General features: G+C 71.4%; 21 protein-coding genes and 1 tRNA gene. 10 read left to right on the top strand and 12 right to left on the bottom strand.

Features of this window, described 5'->3' with window-relative positions; translation table 11 throughout:
- Window positions 1-85: 85 nt before the first annotated feature.
- Window positions 86-1,675: a DoxX family protein gene (locus AC230_RS13675; RefSeq protein ID WP_078871223.1), complete on the top strand. Its 1,590-nt coding sequence runs from the start codon at window positions 86-88 to the stop codon at window positions 1,673-1,675.
- Window positions 1,676-1,806: 131 nt separating this feature from the next.
- On the opposite strand, the gene AC230_RS13680 is transcribed toward AC230_RS13675, so the two are convergent.
- The 3 genes from AC230_RS13680 to AC230_RS13690 all read right to left on the bottom strand — a co-directional run bounded on the left by AC230_RS13680 (window position 1,807) and on the right by AC230_RS13690 (window position 4,401).
- The gene (locus AC230_RS13680; RefSeq protein ID WP_049716459.1) at window positions 1,807-2,529 is read right to left on the bottom strand and encodes a nucleotidyltransferase family protein; all 723 of its coding nucleotides are present in this window, start codon (window positions 2,527-2,529) and stop codon (window positions 1,807-1,809) included.
- 114 nt (window positions 2,530-2,643) lie between these two features.
- Window positions 2,644-3,060, bottom strand: coding sequence for a hypothetical protein (locus AC230_RS13685; protein ID WP_049716460.1), 417 nt, complete (start codon window positions 3,058-3,060; stop codon window positions 2,644-2,646).
- 213 nt (window positions 3,061-3,273) lie between these two features.
- Window positions 3,274-4,401 (bottom strand): ABC transporter ATP-binding protein, encoded by a 1,128-nt coding sequence (locus AC230_RS13690; protein ID WP_049716461.1) that lies wholly within the window; start codon window positions 4,399-4,401, stop codon window positions 3,274-3,276.
- A gap of 200 nt (window positions 4,402-4,601) precedes the next feature.
- On the opposite strand from AC230_RS13690, the gene AC230_RS13695 reads away from it, so the two are divergent.
- Window positions 4,602-4,675, top strand: a tRNA-Thr gene (locus AC230_RS13695).
- 50 nt (window positions 4,676-4,725) lie between these two features.
- On the opposite strand, the gene AC230_RS13700 is transcribed toward AC230_RS13695, so the two are convergent.
- Window positions 4,726-6,888: an MMPL family transporter gene (locus tag AC230_RS13700; RefSeq protein WP_049716462.1), complete on the bottom strand. Its 2,163-nt coding sequence runs from the start codon at window positions 6,886-6,888 to the stop codon at window positions 4,726-4,728.
- A 248-nt stretch (window positions 6,889-7,136) separates the two neighbouring features.
- Here AC230_RS13700 and AC230_RS13705 point away from each other — a divergent pair, with 248 nt between their 5' ends.
- On the top strand, window positions 7,137-8,270 hold the full coding sequence (locus tag AC230_RS13705; RefSeq protein WP_049716463.1) for an aminopeptidase P family protein: 1,134 nt from the start codon (window positions 7,137-7,139) through the stop codon (window positions 8,268-8,270).
- Between the two features lie 1,074 nt (window positions 8,271-9,344).
- Here the strand turns inward: AC230_RS13705 and AC230_RS13710 are convergent.
- From AC230_RS13710 to AC230_RS13720, 3 genes are all read right to left on the bottom strand, one after another.
- On the bottom strand, window positions 9,345-10,862 hold the full coding sequence (locus AC230_RS13710; RefSeq protein WP_049716464.1) for an MFS transporter: 1,518 nt from the start codon (window positions 10,860-10,862) through the stop codon (window positions 9,345-9,347).
- A gap of 110 nt (window positions 10,863-10,972) precedes the next feature.
- Window positions 10,973-11,470, bottom strand: coding sequence for a hypothetical protein (locus tag AC230_RS13715; RefSeq protein WP_049716465.1), 498 nt, complete (start codon window positions 11,468-11,470; stop codon window positions 10,973-10,975).
- Between the two features lie 65 nt (window positions 11,471-11,535).
- The gene (locus AC230_RS13720; protein ID WP_422125595.1) at window positions 11,536-13,083 is read right to left on the bottom strand and encodes a M4 family metallopeptidase; all 1,548 of its coding nucleotides are present in this window, start codon (window positions 13,081-13,083) and stop codon (window positions 11,536-11,538) included.
- 367 nt (window positions 13,084-13,450) lie between these two features.
- Between AC230_RS13720 and AC230_RS13725 the strand changes: the two genes are divergently transcribed.
- The gene (locus AC230_RS13725; protein WP_049716467.1) at window positions 13,451-14,008 is read left to right on the top strand and encodes a GNAT family N-acetyltransferase; all 558 of its coding nucleotides are present in this window, start codon (window positions 13,451-13,453) and stop codon (window positions 14,006-14,008) included.
- Between the two features lie 15 nt (window positions 14,009-14,023).
- On the opposite strand, the gene AC230_RS13730 is transcribed toward AC230_RS13725, so the two are convergent.
- The 3 genes from AC230_RS13730 to AC230_RS13740 all read right to left on the bottom strand — a co-directional run bounded on the left by AC230_RS13730 (window position 14,024) and on the right by AC230_RS13740 (window position 15,397).
- The gene (locus AC230_RS13730) at window positions 14,024-14,209 is read right to left on the bottom strand and encodes an antitoxin (RefSeq protein ID WP_049716468.1); all 186 of its coding nucleotides are present in this window, start codon (window positions 14,207-14,209) and stop codon (window positions 14,024-14,026) included.
- 108 nt (window positions 14,210-14,317) lie between these two features.
- Window positions 14,318-14,479 (bottom strand): hypothetical protein, encoded by a 162-nt coding sequence (locus tag AC230_RS13735; RefSeq protein WP_198535516.1) that lies wholly within the window; start codon window positions 14,477-14,479, stop codon window positions 14,318-14,320.
- 342 nt (window positions 14,480-14,821) lie between these two features.
- Complete coding sequence (locus AC230_RS13740; protein ID WP_049716469.1) at window positions 14,822-15,397, bottom strand: TerD family protein; 576 nt, start codon at window positions 15,395-15,397, stop codon at window positions 14,822-14,824.
- Window positions 15,398-15,586: 189 nt separating this feature from the next.
- Here AC230_RS13740 and arfB point away from each other — a divergent pair, with 189 nt between their 5' ends.
- Window positions 15,587-16,015, top strand: a complete 429-nt coding sequence (gene arfB, locus AC230_RS13745) for an alternative ribosome rescue aminoacyl-tRNA hydrolase ArfB (protein WP_049716470.1) — start codon at window positions 15,587-15,589, stop codon at window positions 16,013-16,015.
- Window positions 16,016-16,034: 19 nt separating this feature from the next.
- Here the strand turns inward: arfB and AC230_RS13750 are convergent, their stop codons facing one another.
- Entirely contained in the window at window positions 16,035-16,586 is a 552-nt protein-coding gene (locus AC230_RS13750) for a flavin reductase family protein (RefSeq protein WP_078871225.1), read from the bottom strand.
- A gap of 318 nt (window positions 16,587-16,904) precedes the next feature.
- Between AC230_RS13750 and cdgB the strand changes: the two genes are divergently transcribed.
- From cdgB to AC230_RS13775, 5 genes are all read left to right on the top strand, one after another.
- Entirely contained in the window at window positions 16,905-18,647 is a 1,743-nt protein-coding gene (gene cdgB / locus AC230_RS13755; protein WP_049716472.1) for a diguanylate cyclase CdgB, read from the top strand.
- 151 nt (window positions 18,648-18,798) lie between these two features.
- Window positions 18,799-19,725: a carbohydrate-binding protein gene (locus tag AC230_RS13760; protein WP_049716473.1), complete on the top strand. Its 927-nt coding sequence runs from the start codon at window positions 18,799-18,801 to the stop codon at window positions 19,723-19,725.
- Window positions 19,726-20,230: 505 nt separating this feature from the next.
- Window positions 20,231-20,584, top strand: a complete 354-nt coding sequence (locus AC230_RS13765) for a hypothetical protein (protein WP_053161161.1) — start codon at window positions 20,231-20,233, stop codon at window positions 20,582-20,584.
- A 15-nt stretch (window positions 20,585-20,599) separates the two neighbouring features.
- Entirely contained in the window at window positions 20,600-22,753 is a 2,154-nt protein-coding gene (locus AC230_RS13770; RefSeq protein ID WP_049716474.1) for a hypothetical protein, read from the top strand.
- Window positions 22,754-22,785: 32 nt separating this feature from the next.
- Complete coding sequence (locus AC230_RS13775; RefSeq protein WP_049716475.1) at window positions 22,786-23,919, top strand: hypothetical protein; 1,134 nt, start codon at window positions 22,786-22,788, stop codon at window positions 23,917-23,919.
- On the opposite strand, the gene AC230_RS13780 is transcribed toward AC230_RS13775, so the two are convergent.
- Entirely contained in the window at window positions 23,903-24,778 is an 876-nt protein-coding gene (locus AC230_RS13780; protein WP_157868571.1) for a helix-turn-helix domain-containing protein, read from the bottom strand. The two genes, AC230_RS13775 and AC230_RS13780, sit on opposite strands and share 17 nt — an antisense overlap.
- Between the last annotated feature and the right edge of the window lie 184 nt (window positions 24,779-24,962).

A 24,962-nucleotide genomic window follows, 5' to 3' on the forward strand; every position in this document is an offset into this window, starting at 1 on the left:
TCGTACGGGCGGCGCAGCCACGTTGACGGGTCTCGGACACCCGTGTCGGTCAAGGCAGTGTCCTAACCTCCGGTCACTCGGTTAGATGAGTGTGGACACCAGAACACCCCGCACACCTACGGGGGGAAGCTCTTCCGGGTACGACGACCAGCCCGCGCTGAGTACGGTGAAGGTCCCGTCCGATCCCGCGCAGGTCTCCGGCAACCACCTGAGCTTCCGCGTGCAGCTCGCGCGTCCCCCGCACCGCGCCCGGCAGTTCGCCGGGATCGCCGCCGACACGGCGCAGCTGCCCACCGTCAAGGGCCCGGCCAAACGCCGGGCCCCTGTGGTGTGGAGCGGGCGGGCCGCGCCCGGGGAGGCGGCCCCGACCCAGCTTTTGGAGGCCATGTCCGCCGCCGTCGGGGGCGGCGGTGACGCGGGCGCCACCCAGGTCCTGCCGCGGGTCGGCGTCGACGCCGACGCGCCCGCCACGGTGGTCGGCCCGCGCGGCCCCGCCGAGCAGACCCAACTCCTGCGCGGGATGCGCCCGGCGGCCGGCGCGTTCGACGAACAGCCGTATCCGAACGGCGAGTTCGACGACGAGGCCGACTGGCCGGACGAGGACGACGGTCCGGCGGACCGCGGGCGCGCGGGCGGTGATTCCGTCCGGCACGCCTACTACCCCGGCCGCCGGATGGACCTCGGGGTCGTCCTGCTGCCGCTGCGGATCTTCCTCGGGCTGATCTCCGTCTACGCCGGCATGGGCAAGCTGTGCGACCCCGTCTACTTCGACGGCGGCAAGCGCGGCTCCATGGTCACCTGGCTGACCTCGCTGCACCCGTGGGCCGCCGCGGCGCCGCTGCGGGAGTTCGCCCTCGCCCACCCCGTCGGCTCCGGCCTGACGGTGGCCTTCCTCCAGATCATCGTCGGCGTCCTGACCATCTTCGGGCTCTGGCAGCGGCTCGCGGCCGCCGTCGGCGCCCTGCTGTCCATCGCCCTGCTGGTCACGGTCAGCTGGCGCACCCACCCCGTCTACGACACGCCCGACATCATCTACCTGGCCGCCTGGAGCCCGCTGGTCATCGCGGGCGCCCCCTTCTACTCGGTGGACGGGCGGCTCGCCGGCGAGGCGTGGCGCAGGCTCGGCCCGCGGGCCACGCTCGGGGAGCTGCGGCGGCGGGTGCTGCGGCGGGGCACCGTGATGGCGACGGTGCTCATCGGGCTGACGCTGCTGACGGGTTCGGTGCTCGGCGGCGCCGTCCGCTCCGCCCAGCCGGCCGTCCGGCCGGGGAGCCCGTCGGCGCCGCCGGTCAACAACCTGCCCGGCTCGCCGCTCCCGCAGCGTCCCGAGTCCGGCACCACGCGGCGCGGCACCCACGGCCACGCCGGCCCCGGCAGCCCGCGGCCCAGCGCCACCGGGCACAAGGCGCCCACCTCGCCGTCCGCGACGCCGCCCGCGCAGGGCGCCGTCAAGTCCCCGACGGGACCGGCCGGTTCCAGCCGTCCCGGGGCCACCTCGGGCGGGCCGCGTCCCGCGCCGCAGACGCCGCACCAGCGTCCCGCCGCGCCGGCGGCGCCGCACAGCCCCACGGGGGCCGCGACGAGCGGCGGCACGGGCGGCAACGGGTCGTCGGGCGGCTCGGGTTCGTCCGGCGGTCTCAGCGGCGGGGGCGCCCTCGGGGGGCTCCTCGGCTGAGGCCCCGGCACGGCGGTACGCGGAGGGGCCCGGCGGTGCGCCGGGCCCCTCTCGCATGGCCGCGCGCGCTGCGGCGGCGAACGGCCCCGCACTCTCCGGGAGTACGGGGCCGTCCGTGGCAACGCCGCGTGTCAGCGGGCCAGTTCGCGGGCGGCCTCGGTGAGGTCCTTGGCCGTGTCGATGGCCCGCCAGTACGCGCCCTGCGGCAGCGGGAATCCGGCCAGCCGGCGCTCGCGGGCGAGCCGGGGGAAGGTGGTGCGCTCGTGGTCGCCGCGCTCCGGCAGCAGGTCCGCGAAGCCGGCCGAGAAGACGTAGACGCCGGCGTTGATGAGGTACGGCGAGGGCGGCGCCTCGATGAAGTCCAGGACGTGGCCGAACTCGTCGGTCTCCACCGCGCCCCAGGGGATGCGCGGCCGGGCCAGCGCCAGGGTGGCGGTGGCGTCCCGCTCGTGGTGGAAGGCGGCCATCTCGCGCAGCGAGAACCGGGTCCAGATGTCGCCGTTGGTGGCGTACCAGGGCCGGTCGGGGTGCGGCAGCGAGGCGGCCGCGTGCTTGAGGCCGCCGCCGCGGCCGAGCGGCTCGCGTTCGACGACGGTGGTCACCCGCAGGGGGAGGTCGGCCGACGCGAGCCACGCCTGGAGGACCTCGGCCAGATGGCCGCACGAGACGACCGCGTCGGTGACGCCCTCCGAGGCCAGCCAGGCCAGCTGGTGCCCGATGATCGGGACGCCCGTGCCGGGGATCTCCACCATCGGCTTGGGGCGGTCGTCGGTGTAAGGGCGAAGCCGTGACCCCTGGCCGCCGGCCAGGATCACGGCTTGCGCGGGTGCGGGGGCGGGGTGCGTGCCGGTCATGCCCCGCACGATATGCCGTGCCGCGGGGTGCGGTGCGACCGGCGTGCGCCGCGAGGCCGGCTCCGTCGGGAGCCGGTGCGCCGGGGAGCCGGGAAGGGCCCGCCGGGAGGGCCGTCAGTGGCCCTGGGAGACCCCCGAGGCGTACGAGGTGTCGCAGACGGGGCGGGAGTACGCCTGGGCCTTCTTCGCCGAGTGGTACTTGGCGACGGCCGCCTGGCCGAGCACCCGGGCGATGTCCACGCAGTAACGGGCCAGCGAGGGGCGGCCGTTGGTGGCCTCCTGGAGGTGGGTCAGGGCCACCCCGGGGTTCTTCTCCTGGAGCTCGGTGAGCAGCTTGTCGCGCAGCACCTCGTGCGGGGCGCGGGCCCTGGCCTGGCTGGAGGCGGCGTCCGAGGACGCGGTGAGCACCTGGGACTCGGCGTTGGGCGCCGCCCACGGGACGCGTGTCACCGCGAGGGTGCCGGAGAGCACGAGGACGACGGGGAGGACGAGGGCGAGGGTTCTGCCGATGCGGCGGGCGGCCTGGTTCATGCCGCAGATGGTAGCGAGGCGTAATGAGACCGCGACATTTAGTCACCCGGTCGAGTGACGTTTGTTTCGGCGGCCGCGGGAAATCGGTTGACGTCCGCGCGGCCGGACCAGGGGAGGCCCTTCCCGGGCCGCGGGGGCGCCCGGTTGACCGGCCGCGGGCCGCCGTGCCCGGCGGTCCCACGGCCGGCCGCGGTGGCGCGATTCACTCGCCCGTCAGTCGCTCAGCCGCTCGCCCGACGACGTCGAGAACACGTGCAGCTCACCCGGGCGGGGGACGACGCGCAGGGTCGAGCCCTTCTCGGGGACGTTGCGCCCGTTGACGCGGACGACGAGGTCCTTCCGCTCGCCGCCGACCTCGGCCGTGCCATAGACGTAGCCGTCGGCGCCCAGCTCCTCCACCACGTTGACCGTGACGGCCAGACCGGCCGCCTCGTCCTTGGTGAGCGCCGGCGAGGCGTCCCCGCTCTGCCCGACCACGTCGAAGTGCTCCGGCCGCACGCCCACCGTCACCGTCCGGTCGCCCCGGTCGGCGGCCGCCGACAGCGCCTCGCGCGAGACCGGGACGACGCTGTTGCCGAACTTCACGCCGCCGTCGGCGATCGGCACCTCGACCAGGTTCATGGCGGGCGAGCCGATGAAGCCGGCGACGAAGAGGTTGGCCGGACGGTCGTACATGTTGCGCGGCGAGTCCACCTGCTGGAGCAGGCCGTCCTTGAGCACCGCCACGCGGTCGCCCATGGTCATCGCCTCGACCTGGTCGTGCGTGACGTACACCGTGGTGATGCCGAGGCGGCGCTGGAGGCCGGCGATCTGGGTGCGGGTCTGCACGCGCAGCTTGGCGTCCAGGTTCGACAGCGGCTCGTCCATCAGGAACACCTGCGGCTCCCGGACGATCGCCCGGCCCATCGCCACGCGCTGCCGCTGGCCGCCGGAGAGCGCCTTGGGCTTGCGGCCCAGGTACTCGGTGAGGTCGAGGATGCGCGCCGCGTCCTCGACCTTCTGCCGGATCTCGGCCTTCGGCACACCGGCGATCTTCAGGGCGAAGCCCATGTTGTCGGCGACGGTCATGTGCGGGTAGAGCGCGTAGTTCTGGAACACCATGGCGATGTCCCGGTCCTTCGGCGGCAGGTTGGTGACGTCGCGGTCGCCGATGCGGATCGCGCCCGCGTCGACGTCCTCCAGCCCCGCGAGCATGCGCAGCGAGGTCGACTTGCCGCAGCCGGACGGGCCGACGAGGACGAGGAACTCGCCGTCCTCGATGGTGATGTCGAGCTGGTCGACGGCGGGCTTCTCGGCCCCCGGGTAGATGCGGGTCGCCTTGTCGTACGTGACCGTGGCCATGGTGGGTCCCTTCACCGGCAGGAACGTGCCGGACGATCCGAGTAGAGGGAGGGTGGTGGGTGGTGACAAGTGGTCCAGTCCAATCGGACCGGGCTGCCGGTGACGGTACCGCCGCCGGGGCCGCTTGTCAGCAGGCCGGGGCCACGTCGTGAAAATCACGGGCGGGGGTGCGGGGGAGTCCGGTTAGACTGCTTCCGCGTGCCGCCTTAGCTCAGTTGGCCAGAGCACCTGTCTTGTAAACAGGGGGTCGTCGGTTCGAACCCGACAGGCGGCTCTGAACACGCGAAAGCCCGGGCCGTGCGCCCGGGCTTTCTGCTGGAGCCGCTAGCGGTGCGTCGAGTACGTCGGGGCGTCGTCGGCGACCGGGCCGTGGGCCGTGGGGCCCTCGGTGCGGGGGGCGTCCTGGTGGCCGGGCCACCACGCCTTGTGGCCGAGCAGCGACGTGATCGTCGGAACGAGCAGCATCGCCATCACGAACGCCGTCAGCAGGATGCCGAAGGCCACCGCGAAGCCCATCTGCTGGAGCATCGAGTTGTCCGCGAGGAGCAGCACGCCGAACGTGCCGGCGAGGATGATCGCCGCCGAGGAGACCGTCGGCGCCGACTGGGCCACGGCCGTGCGGATCGCCTGCCGCGGCGGGACGCCCTTGCGGACCTCCTCGCGGAGGCGGGCGACCATCAGGATGTTGTAGTCCGTACCGATGGCGACCACGAAGAGATAGATGATGATCGGCAGCATGAAGAGCATGCCGTCCTCACCCTTGAGGTCCTGGAAGAGCCAGACCGTCGAGCCGAGCGTGGCGCCGAAGCCGAGGGCCACGGCGAGCATCAGGTAGACCGGGGCGACCAGGCTGCGCAGCAGCAGGCCGAGGATCAGCATGATCGCGAGGCCGGCGACCGGGAAGACCACCTTGTAGTCGTGGGCGACGGCCCTCTCGACGTCCGCGAGGACCGCGGACGTGCCGCCGACGATCGCCTCGGTGCCCTTGGGCGCGGCCTCGTGCGCCGCGTCCCGCAGGTCGTCGCCGACGACCCTGATGGCCTTGTCGGCGGTGGGCTTGTCCTTCGTGACGACGGTGTACTGGGCGACCGTGCCGTCCTTGCTCGGGACGGCCGGGGCGACCTGGGCCACGCCCCGGACCGCCGCGATCTTCCCGCGGAACGCCTCCAGTTCGCCCTTGTCGAGCTTCGCCTTGTCCTTCGACTCCAGGTAGACCAGGGCCGGGTCGGACTGGCCGGCGGAGAAGCCCTTCTGGAGGTCCTTCATGGCCTGGACGGACTCCAGCTTCTCGGGGAGCTGGCTGTCCATGTCGAACTTGTTCTTGAAGCTGAACGCGCCGACGGCCAGCACGGCGAGCACCACGGCGGACAGCAGCCCCACCGCGGCCGGGCGCCGGGCGACCATGCCGCCGACCCCGTTGGCCATGCGGTTCTTCGGGGTCTTCTTCCAGGCCTTCGAGGGCCAGAACGCCGCGCGGCCCAGCAGCGAGAAGACGGCGGGGACCAGCGTCAGCGCCGCGACCAGCGTCACCGCGACGGCGATCGCCAGCGAGGGGCCCATCGCCGCCAGCATGCCCATGGTGGACAGCAGCAGGGCGAGGAAGGAGGCGATCACCGCGCCGGCGGCGGAGGCGATGGTCTCGCCGACCCGGGCCACGGCCTCGGCCAGGGCCTCCTTCGGCTCCTTGCCGGCGCGCAGCAGCTCCCGGTAGCGGAAGAGCAGGAAGAGGATGTAGTCGGTGCCGATGCCGAAGAGGACGACGATCAGGATCTGGGAGATGCTGGCGTCGGCCTTGAGTCCGCCGACCTCCGCGGCCGTGCCGATGAGGCCGTTGGCGACCGAGGCCACCAGGCCGATGATGATCACCGGGAGGATGGCGATCAGCGGGCTGCGGAAGATGACCAGCAGCAGCACGACGATGAGCACCAGCGTGGCGCTCATGATCAGACCGTCCGTGTCACCGGAGGACTCCATCGCGTCCACGGTGGACGCCGCCTGGCCGGTGACACCCATCTTCAACTGGGTGCTCTTCAGCAGGGGCTTGGCGTCCTTGCGGAGCTGCTTGACGGAGTCCAGCAGCTTCTGGTCGTTGAGGTCCTTGTCGGTGGAGACGATGTTCGCCAGGGCGATCTCGCCGTTGGGGGAGACCGCCTGGGGGCTCGTCGCCACCTTGGCTATCTTCGCGAAGTGCTTGTCGTCCAGGCCCTTGGTGACCTTGACGATGTCCTGCTTGTCCGCGGCCGAGAGCTTCGCCCCGTCCGCGCGCTTGAACACGATGATCGACGCGGACTGCTCGGTCTGGGGGAAGGCCCGCTCCTGGAGCTTGCCCGCCCTCACCGACTCGTAGTGCGACGGCAGGAACTCCGCCTGGTCCCTGGTGGACTTCAGACCCGGCGCCAGCATGCCCAGCGCGATCGCCGCGACGATCCACGCGGCGATCGTGAGCCATGGCCGGTGGACGGCGAACCGCCCGACTCGTCGGAACATGGTGTGGAGTTCCCCCTCAAGCTGGTGACTGTGCTGCATGGCCCGGAGACGGGATGGGAATGTCTGTGCGGGCAGACCTACGCTAGGGACGCTCTTTATGCGGGGCCAACGAATTCCTTGGAAATCAGGGTGAAATCGGTCCTGGGGTGGGGGAAGCCTCCTCCCCGGGGAGGAGACGCCTCTCACCCGTGGGGTAGAGATCACCTGCCGAACGTCTCCACCCGCATTACGCTGCCCCCATGGCTCCCATGACCGCGGACCCCGCCTCCGCCGGCACCGCGACCCCCGACGACTACGCGGCCCGCATGGAGCGCGCCGCCCGGGCCGCCGCCCAGGAGGGGCTCTCCGGGCTGATCGTCTCGCCCGGCCCCGACCTCGTCTGGCTCTGCGGCTACCGGGCCTCGCCCGGCGCCGAGCGGCTCACCGCCCTGATCCTCGTCCCCGGCCGGCGGCCCCTGCTGATCGTCCCCGAGCTGGAGCGCGGCGGGGCCGAACGCGCCCCGGGCGCCGGGGCGTTGACCGTCACCGGCTGGCGGGACGCCGAGAACCCCTACGACCTGGCCGCCGGCCACCTCGACGTCCGCGGCCGCTACGGCGTCTCCGACAACACCTGGGCCCTGCACCTGCTCGCCCTCCAACGGCTGCGCCCCGGCGCCGGATACGCCGCGCTCACCGAGGCCCTGCCGATGCTGCGCGCCGTCAAGGACGCCTCCGAGGTCGAGCGGCTCGCGGCGGCGGGGGCGGCGGCCGACGCGGTCTACGAGGCCGTCGTGGAGCGGCCGTTCGCCGGGCGGTGCGAACTGGACGTCGCGGCCGACCTCGACCGGCTCCTGCGCGAACACGGGCACTCCCAGGTCGACTTCACCATCGTCGGCTCCGGGCCCAACGGGGCCGATCCGCACCACGACTCCGGCGACCGGGTCATCGAGGACGGCGACATGGTCGTCATGGACTTCGGCGGGCTGCTCGCCGGTTACGGCTCCGACACGACGCGCACCGTGCACGTCGGGGAGCCGACGGCGGAGGAGCGCAAGGTGCACGACATCGTGCGCGAGGCGCAGCAGGCCGCGTTCGAGGCGGTGCGGCCCGGGGCCGCGTGCCAGGACATCGACCGGGCCGCCCGGTCGGTGATCGTCCGGCACGGCTTCGGCGAGTACTTCGTGCACCGGACGGGGCACGGGATCGGTGTCACGACGCACGAACCGCCGTACATGGTGGAGGGGGAGCACCAGCCCCTGGTGCCGGGGATGTGCTTCTCGATCGAGCCGGGGATCTATCTGCCGGGGCGGTTCGGGGTGCGGATCGAGGACATCGTGGTGTGCGGGGAGGAGGGTGGGAGGCGTCTGAACACCACGTCGCGCGAGTTGCGCGTCGTGCGGTGACCTTCCCCCACCCCGCCCTTTCCCCGTTTCCCCGGGGCTGCGCCCCCTGTCCCCCGCCCGCGCCCGCGCCCGCGACCGCGCTCCGCGGGCCCGGCCCCGTGCCGGGGGCTGCGCCCCCTGGGCCCCGCTCCGGGGGCTGCGCCCCCGGGCCTCGGCCCCTGCGCCGTGTTCCGGGGCTGGGCCCCTGGGCCCTGGCCCTTGCGCCGCGTTCCGGGGCTGCGCCTCTTGGGCCTGGCTTCTGCGCCGCGTTCTGCGGCTGTGTCCCTTGGGTCTCGCTTCGGGGCTGCGCCTCCGGGCTTCGGGCCGCGCTTCGCGTGGCGGGCGGGGGTCACGCCCCGGGTCCGGCCCTTGCGCCGGCATTCCAGGGGCTGCGCCCCTGGGCCTGGCTTCCGGGCTGGGCCCCGGCCCCTGGACCGCGCTTCGCGCGGCGGGCGAGGTTGTGCCCGGGGCCTGGCTTCTGCGCCGCGTTCTGCGGCTGTGCCCCTTTGGGTCTCGCTTCGGGGCTGCGCCTCCGGGCTTCGGGCCGCGCTTCGCGTGGCGGGCGGGGGTCACGCCCCGGGTCCGGCCCCTGCGCCGGCGTCCCAGGGGCTGCGCCCCTGGGCCTGGCTTCCGGGCTGGGCCCCGGCCCCTGGACCGCGCTTCGCGCGTTGGGCGGGGTTGTGCCCGGGGCCTGGCTCCTGCGCCGCGTTCCGGGGGTTCGCCCTTTGGGTCTCGCTTCGGGGCTGTGCCCCGGCCCCCGGACCATGCTCCGCGTGGCGGGCAGGGCTGCGCCCCCGGCCCCGGCCCCCGAACCGCGCTCCGCTCGGCGGGCGGGGGCTGCGCCCCCTCATCCCCCTGACCGCGGCTCCGCCGCTCGTCCTCCATCGCCGGACGGGCTGATTTGTGCGCCCCGCGGCGCGACATCCAGGCCGTCCGTCCGAGGACAACCGCGCGGAGCGCGGTTGCGGGGCCCAGGGGGCGCAGCCCCCGGAACGGGGTGCGGGGCGGGCCCCGCACCGCGCCGCGCGGCCCCGCACCGCGCCGCGCGGCAGCGCGGCAAGAAACGGTGAAAGGGCGGGGTGGGGCAAAGTCCCCTCACTGACCCGCGCGCATGCGGTGCGGGTCGTAAGAGGCCGCCTCCACCGCCGCCGCACCGTGGCGCGGCGGCACCCCCGCCCGGATCAGGGTCCAGGCCGTGACCGCGGCCAGGAGCATGACGGCCGAGGCCCAGCCCAGGCCGACGTGGAAGCCGTGCACCACGGCGGCCTTGACGAGTGCTGGCGTCGGAGCGGGAGGCCGCCGCGCCGCGAGGTACGCCGCGGTCGTGCTCGTCGCGATCGTGTTGAGGAGGGCCGTGCCGATCGACCCCCCGACCTGCTGGCAGGTGTTGACCGTCGCGGAGGCGACCCCCGCGTCCGCCGGATCGACGCCCTTCGTCGCGGTGTCCATGACGGGGACGAAGAGGAGGCCCATGCCGAGCCCGAAGAGGATCGTGGACGGCAGGACGTGGACGGCGTACTCCGCCCTGACCGGGAGGAAGGTCAGCAGGAAGAGCCCGGCGGCGGCCAGGACGGTGCCGGAGGACAGCAGGACGCGCGGCGGCAGCCGGCGCAGCAGCCGCGGCGAGAGCTGGGTGCTGGTCAGCATGATCGTCGCCGACATCGGCAGGAAGGCCAGCCCGGCCTCCACCGGCCGGTAGTCCAGGACGCCCTGGAAGTAGTACGTCATGTAGAGGAACATCCCGAACATGGCGATCACGGCGAGCCCGAGCGTCAGGAACGCCCCGCCGCGGTTGCGATTGCGCACGATCCGCGGCGGCAGCAGCGGGCTCGCCGCCCGCGTCTGCCGCAGGGCGAACAGCGCCAGCAGCACCGCCCCGGCGCACAGCGCGCCGAGGACGCGCGGGCTGTCCCAGCCCTTGGACGACGCCTCGCTGCACCCGTAGACGACACCGACCAGGCCCGTGCAGGCGAGCGCGACGCCGGGAACGTCCAGACGCACCCGCTCCTCGGGCCGGTGGTCGTGCAGGGACCACAGGCCGCCGAGGAAGGCGGTCACGGCGATCGGCGCGTTGACGTACATGCACCAGCGCCAGTCCAGGTACTCGGTGAGCACGCCGCCGCAGATGAGCCCGATCGCGTTGCCGGCGGCGGCGATGCCGCTGAACACCCCGAACGCCTTGCCGCGCTCCCGCGGTTCGGTGAACGTCGTGGTGACCAGCGAGAGCGCGGACGGCGCCAGCGTCGCGGCGAAGACGCCCTGGAGGGCGCGGGCGCCGAACAGATGCCAGCTGGAGGTGGCCGCGCCGCCCACCGCCGAGGCGACGGCGAAGCCGATCAGGCCCACCAGGAACGTCCGTTTGCGGCCCACCAGGTCGGCCACCCGGCCGCCGAGCAGCAGCAGGCCGCCGAAGGCGAGCGTGTAGGCGGTGATGACCCACTGCCGGTTGGTGTCCGACATGTGCAGCTCGCGCTGGGCGGACGGCAGGGCGATGTTCACGATGGTCGCGTCGAGCACGACCATCAGCTGGGCGAGGCTGATGAAGGCCAGCCCCCACCAGCGGCGGGAGCGGCAGGTGGCGTCGGGGGCGGGGTAGACGGTGCTCGTGCTCATGGCGACCTCTCGCACCAGGCTAAGTGCGCCGGGTCACACCCGCCTCCCGAGGCTCCCCCGCCTCCTCGGTCACCCGCGCCTCCCGAGGACCTCACTCGGGATCACCCGCGTCACACGCGGGGGAAGCGGCTGAGCACCGTCCACACGGCCGGGTTGTCCCCGAGCCCCTCGTGCATGTCGGTGAGGTCCGCGACGAGGTCGTGCAGGAAGTCGCGGGCCTCGCGGCGCAGCGCCCGGTGGTCGAGGACGAGCGGGGCCTCGTCGGCGGGCTGCCAGTCGGCGGTGACCTCCACCCAGCCGAAGCGGCGCTCGAAGAGGACGCGGTCGCTGGACTCGGTGAAGTCCAGCTCCGCGTACTGCGGAGTGGCCGAGCGGGAGCCGCGCGGGTCGCGGTCGAGCTCCTCGACGATGTCGCACAGGGCCCAGGCGAAGTCCAGGACGGGTACCCATCCCCAGGCTGTGGACAGCTCCCGGTCCGCCTCGGTGTCCGCGAGGTAGACGTCCCCGCAGAACAGGTCGTGCCGCAGGGCGCGCACGTCGGCGGTGCGGTAGTCCGTCTGCGGCGGGTCCGGGAAGCGGCGGGAGAGGGAGTAGCCGAGGTCGATCACGTCGTCGATGGTGTCACGGCCGGGCCGCCCCCGCGGACGGGGGCGGCCCGGTCAGGGAGCGGGACCTACTTGACGTTGATCGCCGTCCAGGCGTCCGCGACCGCCTTGTACTCGGCGCTGTTGTTGCCGTAGAGCGAGGCCGCGGCGGCGAGGGTGCCGGTGCGGGCCTTGGCGTAGTTGGTGTTGGAGGTGAACTGCGTGGTCAGGGCCTTGTACCAGATCTTGACGGCCTTGTCGCGGCCGATGCCGGTGACCTTGACGCCGTTCGCGGTCGGGCTGTCGTAGGTGACGCCGTTGATGGTCTTCTTCCCGCTGCCCTCGGAGAGCAGGTAGAAGAAGTGGTTGGCCGGGCCGGACGAGTAGTGGACGTCGATCCCGCCGAGGCCGGAGTACCAGCTGTCCTTGGACTGCCCGTCCTTGCTGGGCTTGTCCATGTAGCGCAGCGGCTTGCCGTTGCCGAAGATGTCGATCTTCTCGCCGATGAGGTAGTCGCCCACGTCGGTCTTGTTGTCGGCGTAGAACTCGACGGCGGTGCCGAAGATGTCGCTGGTGGCCTCGTTGAGGCCGCCGGACTCGCCGCTGTAGACGAGCTTGGCGGTGGCGGCGGTGACGCCGTGGCTCATCTCGTGCGCGGCGACGTCGATGGCGGTGAGCGGCTTCTTGTTGCCCTGGCCGTCGCCGTAGGTCATGCAGAAGCAGGAGTCCTGCCAGAAGGCGTTGACGTAGCCGTTGCCGTAGTGGACGCGCGAGTAGGCGGCCTTGCCGTCGTTGCGGATGCCGTTGCGGCCGAAGGTGTTCTTGTAGAAGTCCCAGGTGAGGGCCGCCCCGTAGTGGGCGTCGACGCCGGCGGTCTGGCGGCCGCCGCCCCAGGTGTCGGTCTTGTTGGTGAACAGCGAACCGGTGCCGGACGAGCCCTGGTTGAGGTCGTACGTCTTGTGCCCGCCGCGCTTGCCGTCGGCGAGCTGGTACTGCGAGCCGGACTTGGTGGTGTCCAGGGGCACCGTGCCGCTGTAGCTGCTGGTGCCGCTGCCGGTCTCGACGCCCTCGTACTGGAAGAGCTTCTTGCCGTTCGACGCGTCGGTGATGACGTGGAGTTCGCTCGGGGTGCCGTCCTTCTGGACGCCGGTCACCACGGTCTCGTACGCGAGGACCGGCTTGCCCTGGGCGGCCCAGACGACCTTGCGCGGGGACTGGCCGGCCGGCTTGGCGGTCTTCTCGGCCGCGGCCGCCGTCAGGGCGGACTTCCTGGCCGCGTCCGGGGCCTGGGCGGCCGTCGTGGTCGGCACGGCTATGGACGCCTCGGTCGCCTTGGTGACCGAGCGGGCCCCCGACGCGGCCTCGTGGACGATCAAATCGCCGCCCAGGACGGGGAGTCCGTCGTAGGTGCGCTCGTAGCGGGTGTGCACCGTGCCGTCGGCGTCCTTGACGACGTCACGGGCGACGAGCCTCTCCTTGCTGCCCAGCCCGATCTTCGCGGCCGTGGTCGCGGCGGCGCTCTGCGCGTCCTGGACGGCGGCGGCGCGCTGGTCCGCGGACAGGCTCAGCGGAAGTCCTCCGCTGTCACGGTCACCCGAGGCGCTCGCGCTGCCGGACTGGACGCCGACCACGACCATCGCGGCGGAGGCGACGAGGGCGGCGGCACGCAGGGCGGTGGTGCGGGGGGTGGCGGCGAGTCTCAACTCTGTCTCCTCTGAGGGGGGTTCGGGCGGCACTGGTGGGCGCCGCCCGCTGGTGCATGAGAGGTGCAGGAGCGAATGTGAGGAGAGCGTGCCACCCCTTGAGCGCTTTTGACAGGGGCGCAACAAGGATGTGATCTGTCGTTATCTCAGAACGACCAATTCCGGTCGGGATTGGCGGATCGGGTTTAGACCCGGAAGAGTTGAGGCTGAAGTGGCCGGTGAGGCTGATGGGACAACCCGGTGGGCAGGCCGGATCCCCCGCCCCGCCGGCCGGTGGAACGGGCCGGGGAACGGGGGATCCATGCGGGTCAGGGCGTACGCGGAGGCCGACGTACCGGAGCAACTGGCGGACGCGGCCGGGGTGTTGCGCGAGCGCGAGTGGCCCGGCGGCGGGCCGCACGACCCGGCGCTGCGGCCGGAGGTGATGCTGCTGCTATCGCCGGACGACGAGGTGGTCGCGGCGCTGGACATCCTCTTCAAGGATGTCGCCCACGCGGGCCGGCTCTACCGGGCGGCGGGGCTGAGCGCGGTGGTCACCGACCCGGCGCGCCGGGGCAGCGGAAACGGGCGGCGGCTGGTGGCCGCCGCCCGTGAACGGATCGCCGGGCAAGGCGTTGACCTGGGGCTCTTTACCTGTGACCGGCCTCTAGTGGGCTTCTACGCGGGCGCCGGGTGGGAGGAGCTGGAGGGCACCGTCCTCGTCGGCGGGACACCGGAGGATCCCTTCCCCAGCGACGGGCCGGGGTTCGACAAGGCCACCATGGCCGGATTCTTCACGGCGCGGGCGCGGCGGGACGCGGACGCGTTCCGCGGGTGCCGGGTCGGGCTGTACCCGGGCGGGACCGACAGGCTGTGGTGAGCGGGGCGGTTCCCGTTACGGCCGGTCCTCCGGCGGGCGGTTGCCGAGCTGCTCGTTGATCCTCCGCTGGGCCTCGTCGACCTGGCTCTGGTACTTGTTGCCGGTCCGCTCGTCGAACGCGTCACCGGCCTTCTCGACGCCCTGCCTGGCCGTGTCCTCGTGGCCCTTGAGCAGGCTCTTGAGCTTGTCGAGCATGGACATGGAGTCCTCCTTGCGAGTGCTGACCATTCCAGGATCACCGCATTTGTCCTGTTTGGCCAGTGCGAGGGGGCGGCGGCCGTCCGGCGGGGCGCGGCGGCCGTCCGGTCCTCATGGCCGTCCGCCCGGGGGTGTGCGCTCCTCGGGCGGGATGGTGGGGTCGAGGGCCGAGTCGTACGCACCGGTGCCCCGGCAGTGCTTGCACTGGCCGGTGCGGTGGACGGTCTCGGCCGGGCCGCGGAACGGGTCGGGGCCGGGGTGGCGGGCCAGCACCCGGGGAACGAATCCGGAGCCCTGGCACCAATGGCAGACCGGGCGCTCCGGAAAGGGGTCCGGGCCGGAATCCCCGGCGGATCCGGAATCGGAATCCGGCCCCGGTTCCTGGGGGTTATCGCTGTCCGTCATCGGGGCCGATGATGGTCCGCACCGGGGGGCCGGGTCCCGGAAACGGCGGCGCTTCATCCGAACGGGACGGTACGGGTCCGGCACCTGACATATCAGGCGGCCAACTCCGGTCGTCCGCTTGCATTTTCGGGTGTATTTCGATGGCGGGGGTGCGGAGGGCCGCTTCCCCGCCGGACGGGAAAGCGGCCCTCGTGGCGCGGCGTCCGTTTGTCAGACGTTGACGCCGAAGTCCTGCGCGATGCCGACCAGGCCGGAGGCGTAACCCTGGCCCACCGCGCGGAACTTCCACTCGGCGCCGTGCCGGTAGAGCTCGCCGAAGACCATGGCGGTCTCGGTGGCCGCGTCCTCGCTCAGGTCGTAACGGGCGATCTCCGCGCCGCCGGACTGGTTGACGATGCGGATGTAGGCGTTGCGCACCTGGCCGAAGTTCTGCGAGCGCGCGGTGGCGTCGTAGATGGAGACCGGGAAGACGATCTTGTCCACGTCGGCCGGCAGGGCGGCGAGGTTGACGTTGATCTGCTCGTCGTCGCCGTCGCCCTGGCCGGTGGTGTTGTCGCCGGTGTGCACGATGGAGCCGTCCGGCGTCTGCTTGTTGTTGAAGAAGACGAAGTGCGCGTCCGAGTAGACCTTGCCGGCGGGGTTCACCGCTATGGCGCTCGCGTCGAGGTCGAAGTCCGTGCCCGTGGTGGTGCGGACGTCCCAGCCGAGGCCGACGGTGACGGCCGACAGGCCCGGGGCCTCCTTGGTGAGGGAGACGTTGCCGCCCTTGGACAGGCTTACAGGCATGGGGTGGTCCCTTTCTGGTCGGGCTCGCGCCGGGCTCGCGGGCGCGTGCGCTCACCCCGGTAAACGCGGACGGGGGGCGGTGGGGTTCCGTCCTCCTTTACTTTCTTTACCGGTTTCTGATGGCCGGTCGGCGACGGAGGGGGACAAACCCAGGTGACAGGGGCATCACCGGCGGGCGACGATGGACTCATGTCCGGTCGTCCCCACGTCATCCGCGGTGCCGTCGCCCTGCCCGAGGCGGAGCTGGTGTGGCGCTTCTCGCGCTCCTCCGGCCCGGGCGGCCAGCACGTCAACACCAGCGACAGCCAGGTGGAGCTGCGCTTCGACCTGGCCGCGACGGAGGCGCTGCCCGCCGTGTGGAAGGAGCGCGCGCTGGAGCGGCTGGCCGGGCGGCTGGCCGGCGGAGTCCTGACCGTACGGGCCTCCGAGCACCGCTCCCAGTGGCGCAACCGGGAGGCGGCGGCGGTGCGGCTGGCGGCCCTGCTGGCGGAGGCGACGGCCCCGCCGCCGAAGCCGCGGCGGGCGACGCGGATCCCGCGCGGCATCAACGAGCGGCGGCTCCGGGAGAAGAAGCGGCGTGCCGACACGAAGAAGGGCCGCTCGGGCCGCTGGGACTGAGGGCGCGCGCCGGCCCCCGTCAGGACAACTGCCGGTAGCGGCCCCGGAAGTACATCAGGGGGGAGCCCTCCGGGCTGGGCGTGGACGCGGCCAGGACGCGGCCGATGTAGAGGGTGTGGTCCCCGGCGGAGACCCGCTGCTCCGTACGGCACTCCAGCACCGCCAGCGACCCCCGCACCAGCGGCGCCCCCGCGATCGCGCCGCGCTCCCACGCGATGTCCTCGAAGAGCAGGCGGTCGCTCACACGCCCCTTCATCGCGAAGCGGCCGGCGATGTGCCGCTGGCTCTCGGAGAGCAGGGACACCGCCCACATCGGCTGCCGGTCGAGCAGGTCCTCCATGCGCGAGTCGTTGCGAACGCTCACCATCACCAGGGGCGGATCCAGGGAGACCGACAGGAACGCCGTCGCCGTCATCCCCACGTCCTCGCCGCGCGGGCCCTCCTCGGGGTCGTGCGCCGTCACCAGCACCACGCCGGCGGCGAGGCGGGCGAGGGCTGCGCGGAATTCGTCGGCGGTCACACCGTCAGGATGCGGTATGCGGGCCTCTGCGGGCGAAGTCGTCTGCAACACGCCTCGCACGCTAGCCGTCCCCGGCGGGCCGTGGCATCGGGCTGCGGTCCCAGGCCGGTCCTGGTAATGGGGACTAGGCCCGGCCCGCCGCGTTCACAGAACGCGACAGGGTCTGCCGTATTTGCGTTTCGTGAACGGTCAATGGGCGGCATTTACCGAAGCGTTCCGTGCAGCTGTGACCTGTGACATGAGTCACATAAGGCCCTATTTGTTGACCCTGTGTACCGAGTTGTCAGCTCGCTGTGATTCAGTGGCCGTGTAAACGGACGACAAGAAAATCTGGAGAGTCGCTGTCGAGGTCTCGGGGGAGAGCGAACCATGGAAACCGAGTCGGAGCCCTATGTCCGTCTGGCGACCTTGCGGCAGGTTCATCAGGCCGTGGCGGAGCTGAATAGCGCGCGGAGTCTCGCGGACACCCTGCAGACGGTCGCCGAGGGTGTCGTGAACGGGCTCGGGTACGAGCTCGCGGCCGTCAATCTGGTCCGGCCCGACGGCGACCTCGTCGTGGCCGCCGTCGCGGGCGACGCGAGCGCCGAGGCGTTCCTGTCCGGCCGCGTCGGATCACGCGTGTCCTGGGAACGCCGCCTGTCGATGGGGGAGCGCTGGGGGGAGCTGCGCTTCATCCCGTACACCGAGGGCTGGGTGCTCGACGAGGACGACGTCCCGCAGTGGCGCACCGCCGGCCCGGCGCCCGCGTTCGCCGACGAGTGGCACCCCATGGACCGGCTCCTCGCGCCCATGTACACCGCCGGCTCCGCCACCGGCGAACTCCTCGGCGTCATCTCCGTCGACCGGCCCCGCAACGGCCGCCGCCCGGGCGCCTGGGGCCGCGAGGCCCTCCAGATGTACGCCTTCCAGGCCGCCATCGCCATCAGCAACGCCCGGCTGCGGGCCAACATGCAGCGCGCCCTCGTCCGCCTGGAGCGCGAGCAGCAGGCGCTGCGCGCCAGCGAGGAGAGCTTCCGCCAGGCCTTCGAGTACGCGCCCAGCGGCATGGCCATCGCCGAGCTCGGCGGCGAGCAGCACGGCCGGCTCCACAAGGCCAACGACGCGCTGTGCCGCCTGCTGGGCCGTCCCGCCGCCCAGATGCGCCGCTACTCCTTCGCCGACCTCGTCCACCCCGACGACGTCGGCCTCCTGCTGCGCACCTCCGCCGAGGGCGGCCGGGCCGAGCTGCGGCTGCGCCGGCGCGACGACAGCTACATCTGGGTCTCGCTGCGCAACTCCGTCGTCGCCGACGCCGCCGACGGGCCGCGCTTCCTCCTCACCCACGTCGAGGACATCGAGGACCGCAAGCGGCACGAGCTCCAGCTCGCCCACCGCGCCAGCCACGACGCCCTCACCGGCCTGCCCAACAGCGCCGAGCTGCGCGCCCGGCTCAGCAGCCGGCTGTGCTCCCGCCCGCCCGACGGCGACGGCCGGGCGGAGGCCGTGCCCGGCCCCTTCGGCCGCCTCGACGGCTTCGCCGAGGTCGTCGGCGTCGGCAGCCCCTTCGGGGGGCCGTTCGGCGAGCCGGTCCTGCTGGGCGCCGAAGGGGCGTACGCGGCCGACCGCGCCCACACCCTCGTCGACGACCACCCCGCCGGCACGGACGGCGGCTTCGGCCACCACACCGACCACCACGTCCACACCGTCGCCCTCGACGAGGACAGCGACGACGGCAGCAAGGGCCTCGCGGTCCTCTTCTGCGACCTCGACGGCTTCAAGTCCATCAACGACCGCTTCGGCCACCACACCGGCGACGCCGTCCTGATCGAGGTCGCCCGCCGGCTCACCAGCGGCGTCCGCGACGGCGACACGGTCGCCCGGCTCGGCGGCGACGAGTTCGTCGTCCTCGCGGACGGCCTCGGCCTCGCCGACGCGGAGGACCTCGCGGCGCGCCTGCGCAACGCGATCATCCCCCCGATACGGGTGGACGGCCGCGCCGTCCGCGTCGGGGCCAGCTTCGGCATCGGCTGGGCGGGCTGCGGCATGTCCGCGGACGAGGTCCTGCGCTCCGCCGACCAGCGCATGTACGTCGAGAAGCGCTCCCGCGCGCGGGCCGGACGCCGTGCGGGCTGAAGCGGGGATGCATGGGTCCGGGCGCGCCAAGGTAGGCTGCGCCGAACGGCACCGCCCGGACCGTGGTGGCCGAACCGGCCTCGACAGCCGCGTGATCCGGTGCACAGCGACGTGGGTGCCGACGGGCACATCACGTGGGGAGTGACAAGGGATGACGGCCGGTAACAACGGCGGCGCCGACGGCACGGGCAAGCCGGAGGAGGACGACCCGTTCGCCTACCTCTACCGCTCGGAGGGCGCGACCCAGGGCGGGCAGACGCCGCAGCCCGGCGTCCCGCGCACGTCGTACAACCAGGTCCGCCCGGTCGGCTCCCGCCAGTACAACCAGCAGCCGCCCGGCGGCACGTACGGCGCGGGCGTCCCCGCACAGCACCAGCCGGCGCCCCACTACGCGGCGCCGGAGACCCTCCCCGGCGGCGCCCCCGCCCCCCGCCAGGGCCCCCCGCCGGCCCCCCAGCGCCCGAAGCGGCGCGGCCTGCTCATAGCCGCGATAGCCGTGGTGCTGGTGGTCGCGGGCGGCATCGGCACGGCGATGGTCATGAACCAGGACAGCGGTGACGACAAGAGCACGTCCGTCACGGCGGACGGCTCGAAGTCCCCGAGCGCCGAGGAGAAGAAGAAGGAAGAGAAGAAGAAGGACGGCGACGACAACAAGCCGACCGGCAAGCCGGTCACCGACCTGAACCGCGACGCCGCGACGCTCCGCCTGGGCGGCGGCGCGACCACGTCCAAGGACGTGAAGGGGGCGCCGTCGGACAGCGGGGCGTACGTGGTGATGAAGCCGGGTGCTTCGATCGAGTGGAACAAGGTGGCCGTCCAGTCCGGCGGCAAGTACACGGTGTGGGTCGATTACAGCGTTCCGAACGGTGACGTGGGTGCCTCGCTCTGGATCGACGGGGGCAAGCAGGAGCGCACCGTGAACCTGAAGAGCTGGGGTCCCGACACCAACTGGTCGCACACCTTCAACTACGTTCAGCTCGATGCAGGCAAGCACGACATCAAGCTGTCGTGTGAATCGGGCAGTTGCAACGCCAACGTGGCCCGCGTGAAGCTGCTCCCGGGATGGATCAAGTCGTAGGGATCTCCCGCGGGGGCTGGGTAGCGACCGGACGGCGTCGTGGGCTGTCCGGCGCCGAAGTCGTGTCGCGCGGCCACTTGCCCACCCCACGCTCGGGGATGGGGTGGCGTCGGCAACCGCGCCTCGTGCAGTGCGGCCATCGCCTGGGTCGGCACCGCACGGTCCTCGCTGCTGATCAACGTCCCCGAACGAGGCGGGCCTTGACTGGGACGGCGAGTACTTGCCGTCTCAGGTTTGCGTCACCGCATGTTCACGGACCGCTCCGGTACCCCGGATGCCTCGGTTGCTTGCCAATGGTTCCGTGATTGCCCCGACCGAGCGCGGCCATCGCCCGCAGCCGCACCACTTCCTGTGTGACCAGCGACAGGCGCCGCGCGGTCGCCCGGCTCGTCCACGTGTACTCAGCGAGTAGGGAGTCAAAACCGTATCGCATCAATAACGCTGTCAGGTACACGAGTTGGCTTAGGATTCGGGTTGCCAACAACGTGGGAGGGGGAACAGTCACATGTCCGGCGGGGGATCAGAGGGCCTGGGCGTACTGAAGACGAATGACCCGGGCAAGTCGGCGGCGGCCAAAGCACTTCAAGAGGACATCCAGCCGGGAATCGACCGGGCCGGGGCGCACGCCGACGAAGCGACCGCCACGGCCGTGACCGGGTTCACCGGATGGGCCACCGGCTCCGGCCTCAAGGAAGTGGCGGACGAGTGGGACAAGCAGGTGAAAGCCCTACAAGGCCGGCTCGGCGCTGATAAGACCGCACTCCAGGGTGCGCGCACCGGCTTCCGCGACTACGACATTCGGACTGCCGGCATCCTCCATCGGTTCTTGCCGCCTTCGACCGGTCACAACGGCAACTGAGGGTAGCGAGGGAAGATGACGCTGACGTATCAGGATGTCGTTACCATCAAGCTGGATTCGCTCACCACGGCCGCCGCCAAGTGGGAGGAGATGGCCGGAAAATTCCAATCTGTGGAAACTCTCTACAAGAACAAGGTACAGACGGTCTCGGACGACGGCGGCTGGCTCGGTGTCGCCGCAGACGGGGCGTCGGTGCGGTTCAAGGGGACGCAGGGGCAGCTGGCAGCCGCCCAGAAGCAGGCGAAGGCGGTCGCCTCGCTGCTCCGCGACGCGCATACGCAGTTCACGACGCTGGTCAAGGCTGTCAAGGACCTGGTGGCCGATGCCGCGAAGGAGCATTTTCTCGTCGACTCCCAGGGCAAGGTCACCTACGACTGGAATTCGGTTGACGAGGGCGCGAAGAAGGACCCCGACTACGAGAATTGGCGTCGCAAGACCGTGGCGGCGGAGACCAAGTGGACGGACGCGATCAAGAAGGCTGTCCAGCATGTCGACGACGCCGACCAGGGGGTCAAGCTCGCGCTGCGCGCGGCCGCGGATATTCGCCCCATGGACGACTGGCTCAGGGGCGGACACGACTTCAACGCGAACGCCAAGGGCGACATCGAGAAGTACGAGGCTGAGCGGGCCACCGAGCTCAGGACCAAGCTCGGATCCGATGACGAACTCAGCACCTCCGAACTGGCGGAGTTGCGAAGGCTCTTCCGCGACAACCAGGGCGACGAGGCGTTCACCCAGACCTTCCTCGACGGCGTGGGCGGCCCGAAAGGCAGCATCGAGTTCAACCAGCAGCTCCGCGAACTCATCGGTGACGACAAGAACAAGGCCGCGTACGAGGACGTCCGCAACGGCCTTGCCGCCATCATTTCCACCGCCACGCGCAACCCGAAGACCTCGTTCTACAGCTCTTGGCGTGAGAGCCTGCGCCAGGCCGGTGACGACAACTACGGCAGTAAGACCAACCCGCTGCGTGGCTACCAGCTGTTCGTCGACCTGATGAAGCACGGGGGCAACTACGGCACGCAGTTCCTCCACGACACGGCGGACGACATCATTGCCGCGGAGAAGAAGAACCCCGGTTTCCTCACCAAGTGGGGAGGCGGCCACAGCGGCATCGACAACGATGCCCTGGACAGTCTGCTCGGCATCATGAGCAAGCAGCCCGACGCCTCCACCGCGTTCTTCGACCCCGGTTCGGACGGCAAGAACGAGCGCCTCGCCTATCTGCTCACGGACCGCGACTGGCCCAAGACGACCTATGTCGGGCCCGCCGGGGTGCACGACGACAAGGTCCTCGCCGGCTTCACTGGCCGTGAGGGGCTGGGCGCCGCCCTGGAAGCCGCCGCCACCGGCCACCAGCCGCTGAGGCCGGACCAGCACCCGAACCCCACGGCCGCCCACAACGAGGCGCAGGCCCGCGTCATGCACGGGATTGTCGGCAGTCTCGACGCCGGCTCCATCCACACGAACCTCCAGCGTCCCGTCGCCAACGCGCTGGCCGAGTACTCCAGCGACACCCACCAGATCCTGGGCGGCATCAGCGGTGACTACATCAAGCACGCCGGCGGCGACGGCGCCTGGACGGAGGACGGCAAGACCCGCATGTCGGTCCCCGCGGACAAGCTCATGCAGGTCATGCGGGGGCTCTCGGACAGTCCGGAGGCCTACGCCACCCTGCACAAGGCCGAGTCGCAGTACATCAGCGAGGAGCTCGGCAGACTGCCCAAGGGCGCCGAGGGCTACGAACGAAGCAACCCGCTCGACAAGTCCGGTGCGGTCCTCGGCGCCTACAGCGCGATCCGCGAGGATGTCATCAACGACGACAAGGCGTCCGCGTACACCGACGCCGACTGGAAGGCGAAGGTCGCCTACCACATCATCGGTGGCGGGGTGAACTACCTGCCCGGCGGTGACTGGCTGCAGCGTGGCGTCGACACCTGGACCTTCGCCTGGGCGAACGAGAACAAGGCCGCGGCCGACACCGAGGCGGCCGCCAAGATCACGGACGAGTACCTGAAGGCCAACAACCAGATGGCCCGCATGGTCGACGGGTGGGCCGAGGGCCGCGGCATCAAGGACAAGAACCTGGTGGAGGGCCTTACCGGAGACATCGTGAACGGCTACGACCGCGGCAACAACTGGGGCAGGCACCTCCTCGGAAACAGCTGATGCCCCCACCGGAAGGACAGAATCGTTCCACCATGAGTACGCCACCGACCGACACCCCTGCCACGGGCCGGCGCCCGCGTCCGCGCCAGCGGCTTCTCCTGGCCATCGGTATTCCCGTGATCACCCTGGCCGTGGCCGCCGGTTCCTTCTTCGCCTTCGGTGGGTCCGAGAGCCGGGAGGACGGTCGATCCCTGGCGGACGCCTGCCAGGGAGCCCTGTCGAAGAGCGACCTCGCCGCGCTCCTGGGCTCGGACCGGCTGCACGCCGGACAGCGCACGGACGCGGCGCGTGGTGCGGGCTGGGTGGACCGGTGCGTGGTGCAGGCGCGCGGTGGTGCCTCCGGCGTCGTCGAGTTGAACATCGGGTGGGCGGACGAGGCGCAGGGTGCCTTGTCCCGGCTGGGCCGGTCAGGCTCGTCGCAGGACGCCGTCAATGCCGTTCCCATCGGGCACGGTTGGTCGGGCACGGTGGTCGCCGGCGGACCCACCGCGGATGCCGCGGTCCTGCTGCCCTGCCGCGGTATCGCCAAGAGTCTGCTCGTCAGCGCCAGTGCGGCGTCCCTCGGCAAGGATGCGCCATTCCGTGACCCGAAGACGGTGGGGACCCTGGCCCGCCTGGTCACCGGCACCGCCGAACGCGCGGCCGGAAAGCTGGAATGCGAGGCCGTGCCGGGAACGTCGCTACAGACGCTCGCCCCACCGCCCTTGGGCGGTGATGACGCTGTACCTCTGGACCGGGCCCAAGGGACCTGCCGCGCCCTCCGTGGGACCGGTTCCGGTAGCGGACGCGCGGTGCTGGAGACGGCTGCCGATGACGGACCCATCGAGGACTGCTTCATCACCGACGGGCACGGCAAGCGCCTCTATCACCTCGGCGCCTACTACGGGCCGTATGCGCGCGACCTCGGCGCCGATCCGCCCGGGGAACAGAAGCTCACGTCGCCCTCGGGGACCGACGGGAAGACCGGCGACTCATGGGCCACCGCCGGGTGCCGGGCCTTCTTCGGGAAGGCCCGCTTCACCTTGACGTCCGCGCGGGGTGAGAACGCATCGGATCAGGATGAACGCCGTGCGCAGCGCGAGATGTTGACGGCGTTCGCGCGCGATGCCGTCAAGCGGCACGGGTGCACGGACCTCGCGCTTCCGCGCGTCAATCCTGCTCCTTGAGCAGCCTGTTGATGAAGTCGCGGGAGTCGGTCGCGCCGAGGGCCTGCTCGCGCAGGTGGTTGAACGCCGACTCGTAACGTACGACGTGGGTGTCCTCCTCCAGGTAGAAGGGCGTGGTCATCGTCTCGATCACGACGACCGGCTCTCCTTCGTCGAAATGGAAGAACGTGTACGCCCCGTCGGTTCCGGTGTGCATCCCGACGGCGAACGGCATGACCCGCACCTCGACGTTCGGCATCTCGGATGCGTCCAGCAGGCGCTTGAGCTGCTCTTGCAGAACTCTCGGCTCCCCTGTCCAACGCCTCAGGCATGCCTCGTCGAGTACGCAGCGCATCATGAGGGGTGGCATGGTCCTGGCCTCGAATGTCCGCTCAAGTAACGCGCGTTGGCGCCTCATGCGTAGTTCGGCGAAGGTCCTCGCCTGGCGGGCGGTGCTCCAGGCGCGGCTGCCTTCGATGACCGCGCAGGCATAGTCCATCGTCTGGAGCAGGTCGGGAACGACCAGTGGCGCGTAGGTGTCGGCCTGGCTCGCCAGCTCTTCGAGCTCGATGACATCGGCGAACGAGTCGGAGATGACATCACCGTACTGGGCGAACAAGCCTCTCCGGCGGCCCGCTTCCGCGAGCTTGGCGAGTCTCCGGACCTCGGCGATGCGTACCTCGTCCTCGATGCCGTACACGCGGAGGAACCTGTCGAGGTCGGCGCGCAGCTTGCCATTTTCGATCTTGCTCAGGGTTGGTGCGCCCGTCACGCCGAGCAGCTTGGCGGCTTTCACGAGACTCAGGCCCGCCCGAATCCGCATCGTCCGTAGCTCGGCTCCAAAGCGTCGGCGCATCAGGGTGGGTGCGGGGTCCGTCAAGTGATCACCTCCCTCACTTTCGGGGCTCGACTCTACGGCAACCGTCAGCCTGGGTATGCCGATTAACCCTTTAGTAGGAACTGTGAGTTGAAAATTTGCACTGGGATTTCTCCTGGCTCCAAGGTGTCCGTAGAGGACAGGCGCAAGGGGGTGTGGCAGTGACATACCGAGCAGGTAGCTATGT

The organism is Streptomyces caatingaensis, from assembly GCF_001187435.1.
Lineage (GTDB): Bacteria > Actinomycetota > Actinomycetes > Streptomycetales > Streptomycetaceae > Streptomyces > Streptomyces caatingaensis.

What these genes read in the sequence shown, in the direction of transcription:
- AC230_RS13675 (WP_078871223.1), top strand. Translation starts at nt 86, where the DNA reads ATGAGTGTGGACACCAGAACACCCCGCACACCTACGGGGGGAAGCTCT.
- AC230_RS13680 (WP_049716459.1), bottom strand. Translation starts at nt 2,529, where the DNA reads ATGACCGGCACGCACCCCGCCCCCGCACCCGCGCAAGCCGTGATCCTG.
- AC230_RS13685 (WP_049716460.1), bottom strand. Translation starts at nt 3,060, where the DNA reads ATGAACCAGGCCGCCCGCCGCATCGGCAGAACCCTCGCCCTCGTCCTC.
- AC230_RS13690 (WP_049716461.1), bottom strand. Translation starts at nt 4,401, where the DNA reads ATGGCCACGGTCACGTACGACAAGGCGACCCGCATCTACCCGGGGGCC.
- AC230_RS13700 (WP_049716462.1), bottom strand. Translation starts at nt 6,888, where the DNA reads ATGTTCCGACGAGTCGGGCGGTTCGCCGTCCACCGGCCATGGCTCACG.
- AC230_RS13705 (WP_049716463.1), top strand. Translation starts at nt 7,137, where the DNA reads ATGACCGCGGACCCCGCCTCCGCCGGCACCGCGACCCCCGACGACTAC.
- AC230_RS13710 (WP_049716464.1), bottom strand. Translation starts at nt 10,862, where the DNA reads ATGAGCACGAGCACCGTCTACCCCGCCCCCGACGCCACCTGCCGCTCC.
- AC230_RS13720 (WP_422125595.1), bottom strand. Translation starts at nt 13,083, where the DNA reads ATGGTCGTGGTCGGCGTCCAGTCCGGCAGCGCGAGCGCCTCGGGTGAC.
- AC230_RS13725 (WP_049716467.1), top strand. Translation starts at nt 13,451, where the DNA reads ATGCGGGTCAGGGCGTACGCGGAGGCCGACGTACCGGAGCAACTGGCG.
- AC230_RS13730 (WP_049716468.1), bottom strand. Translation starts at nt 14,209, where the DNA reads ATGTCCATGCTCGACAAGCTCAAGAGCCTGCTCAAGGGCCACGAGGAC.
- AC230_RS13740 (WP_049716469.1), bottom strand. Translation starts at nt 15,397, where the DNA reads ATGCCTGTAAGCCTGTCCAAGGGCGGCAACGTCTCCCTCACCAAGGAG.
- arfB (WP_049716470.1), top strand. Translation starts at nt 15,587, where the DNA reads ATGTCCGGTCGTCCCCACGTCATCCGCGGTGCCGTCGCCCTGCCCGAG.
- cdgB (WP_049716472.1), top strand. Translation starts at nt 16,905, where the DNA reads ATGGAAACCGAGTCGGAGCCCTATGTCCGTCTGGCGACCTTGCGGCAG.
- AC230_RS13760 (WP_049716473.1), top strand. Translation starts at nt 18,799, where the DNA reads ATGACGGCCGGTAACAACGGCGGCGCCGACGGCACGGGCAAGCCGGAG.
- AC230_RS13765 (WP_053161161.1), top strand. Translation starts at nt 20,231, where the DNA reads ATGTCCGGCGGGGGATCAGAGGGCCTGGGCGTACTGAAGACGAATGAC.
- AC230_RS13770 (WP_049716474.1), top strand. Translation starts at nt 20,600, where the DNA reads ATGACGCTGACGTATCAGGATGTCGTTACCATCAAGCTGGATTCGCTC.
- AC230_RS13775 (WP_049716475.1), top strand. Translation starts at nt 22,786, where the DNA reads ATGAGTACGCCACCGACCGACACCCCTGCCACGGGCCGGCGCCCGCGT.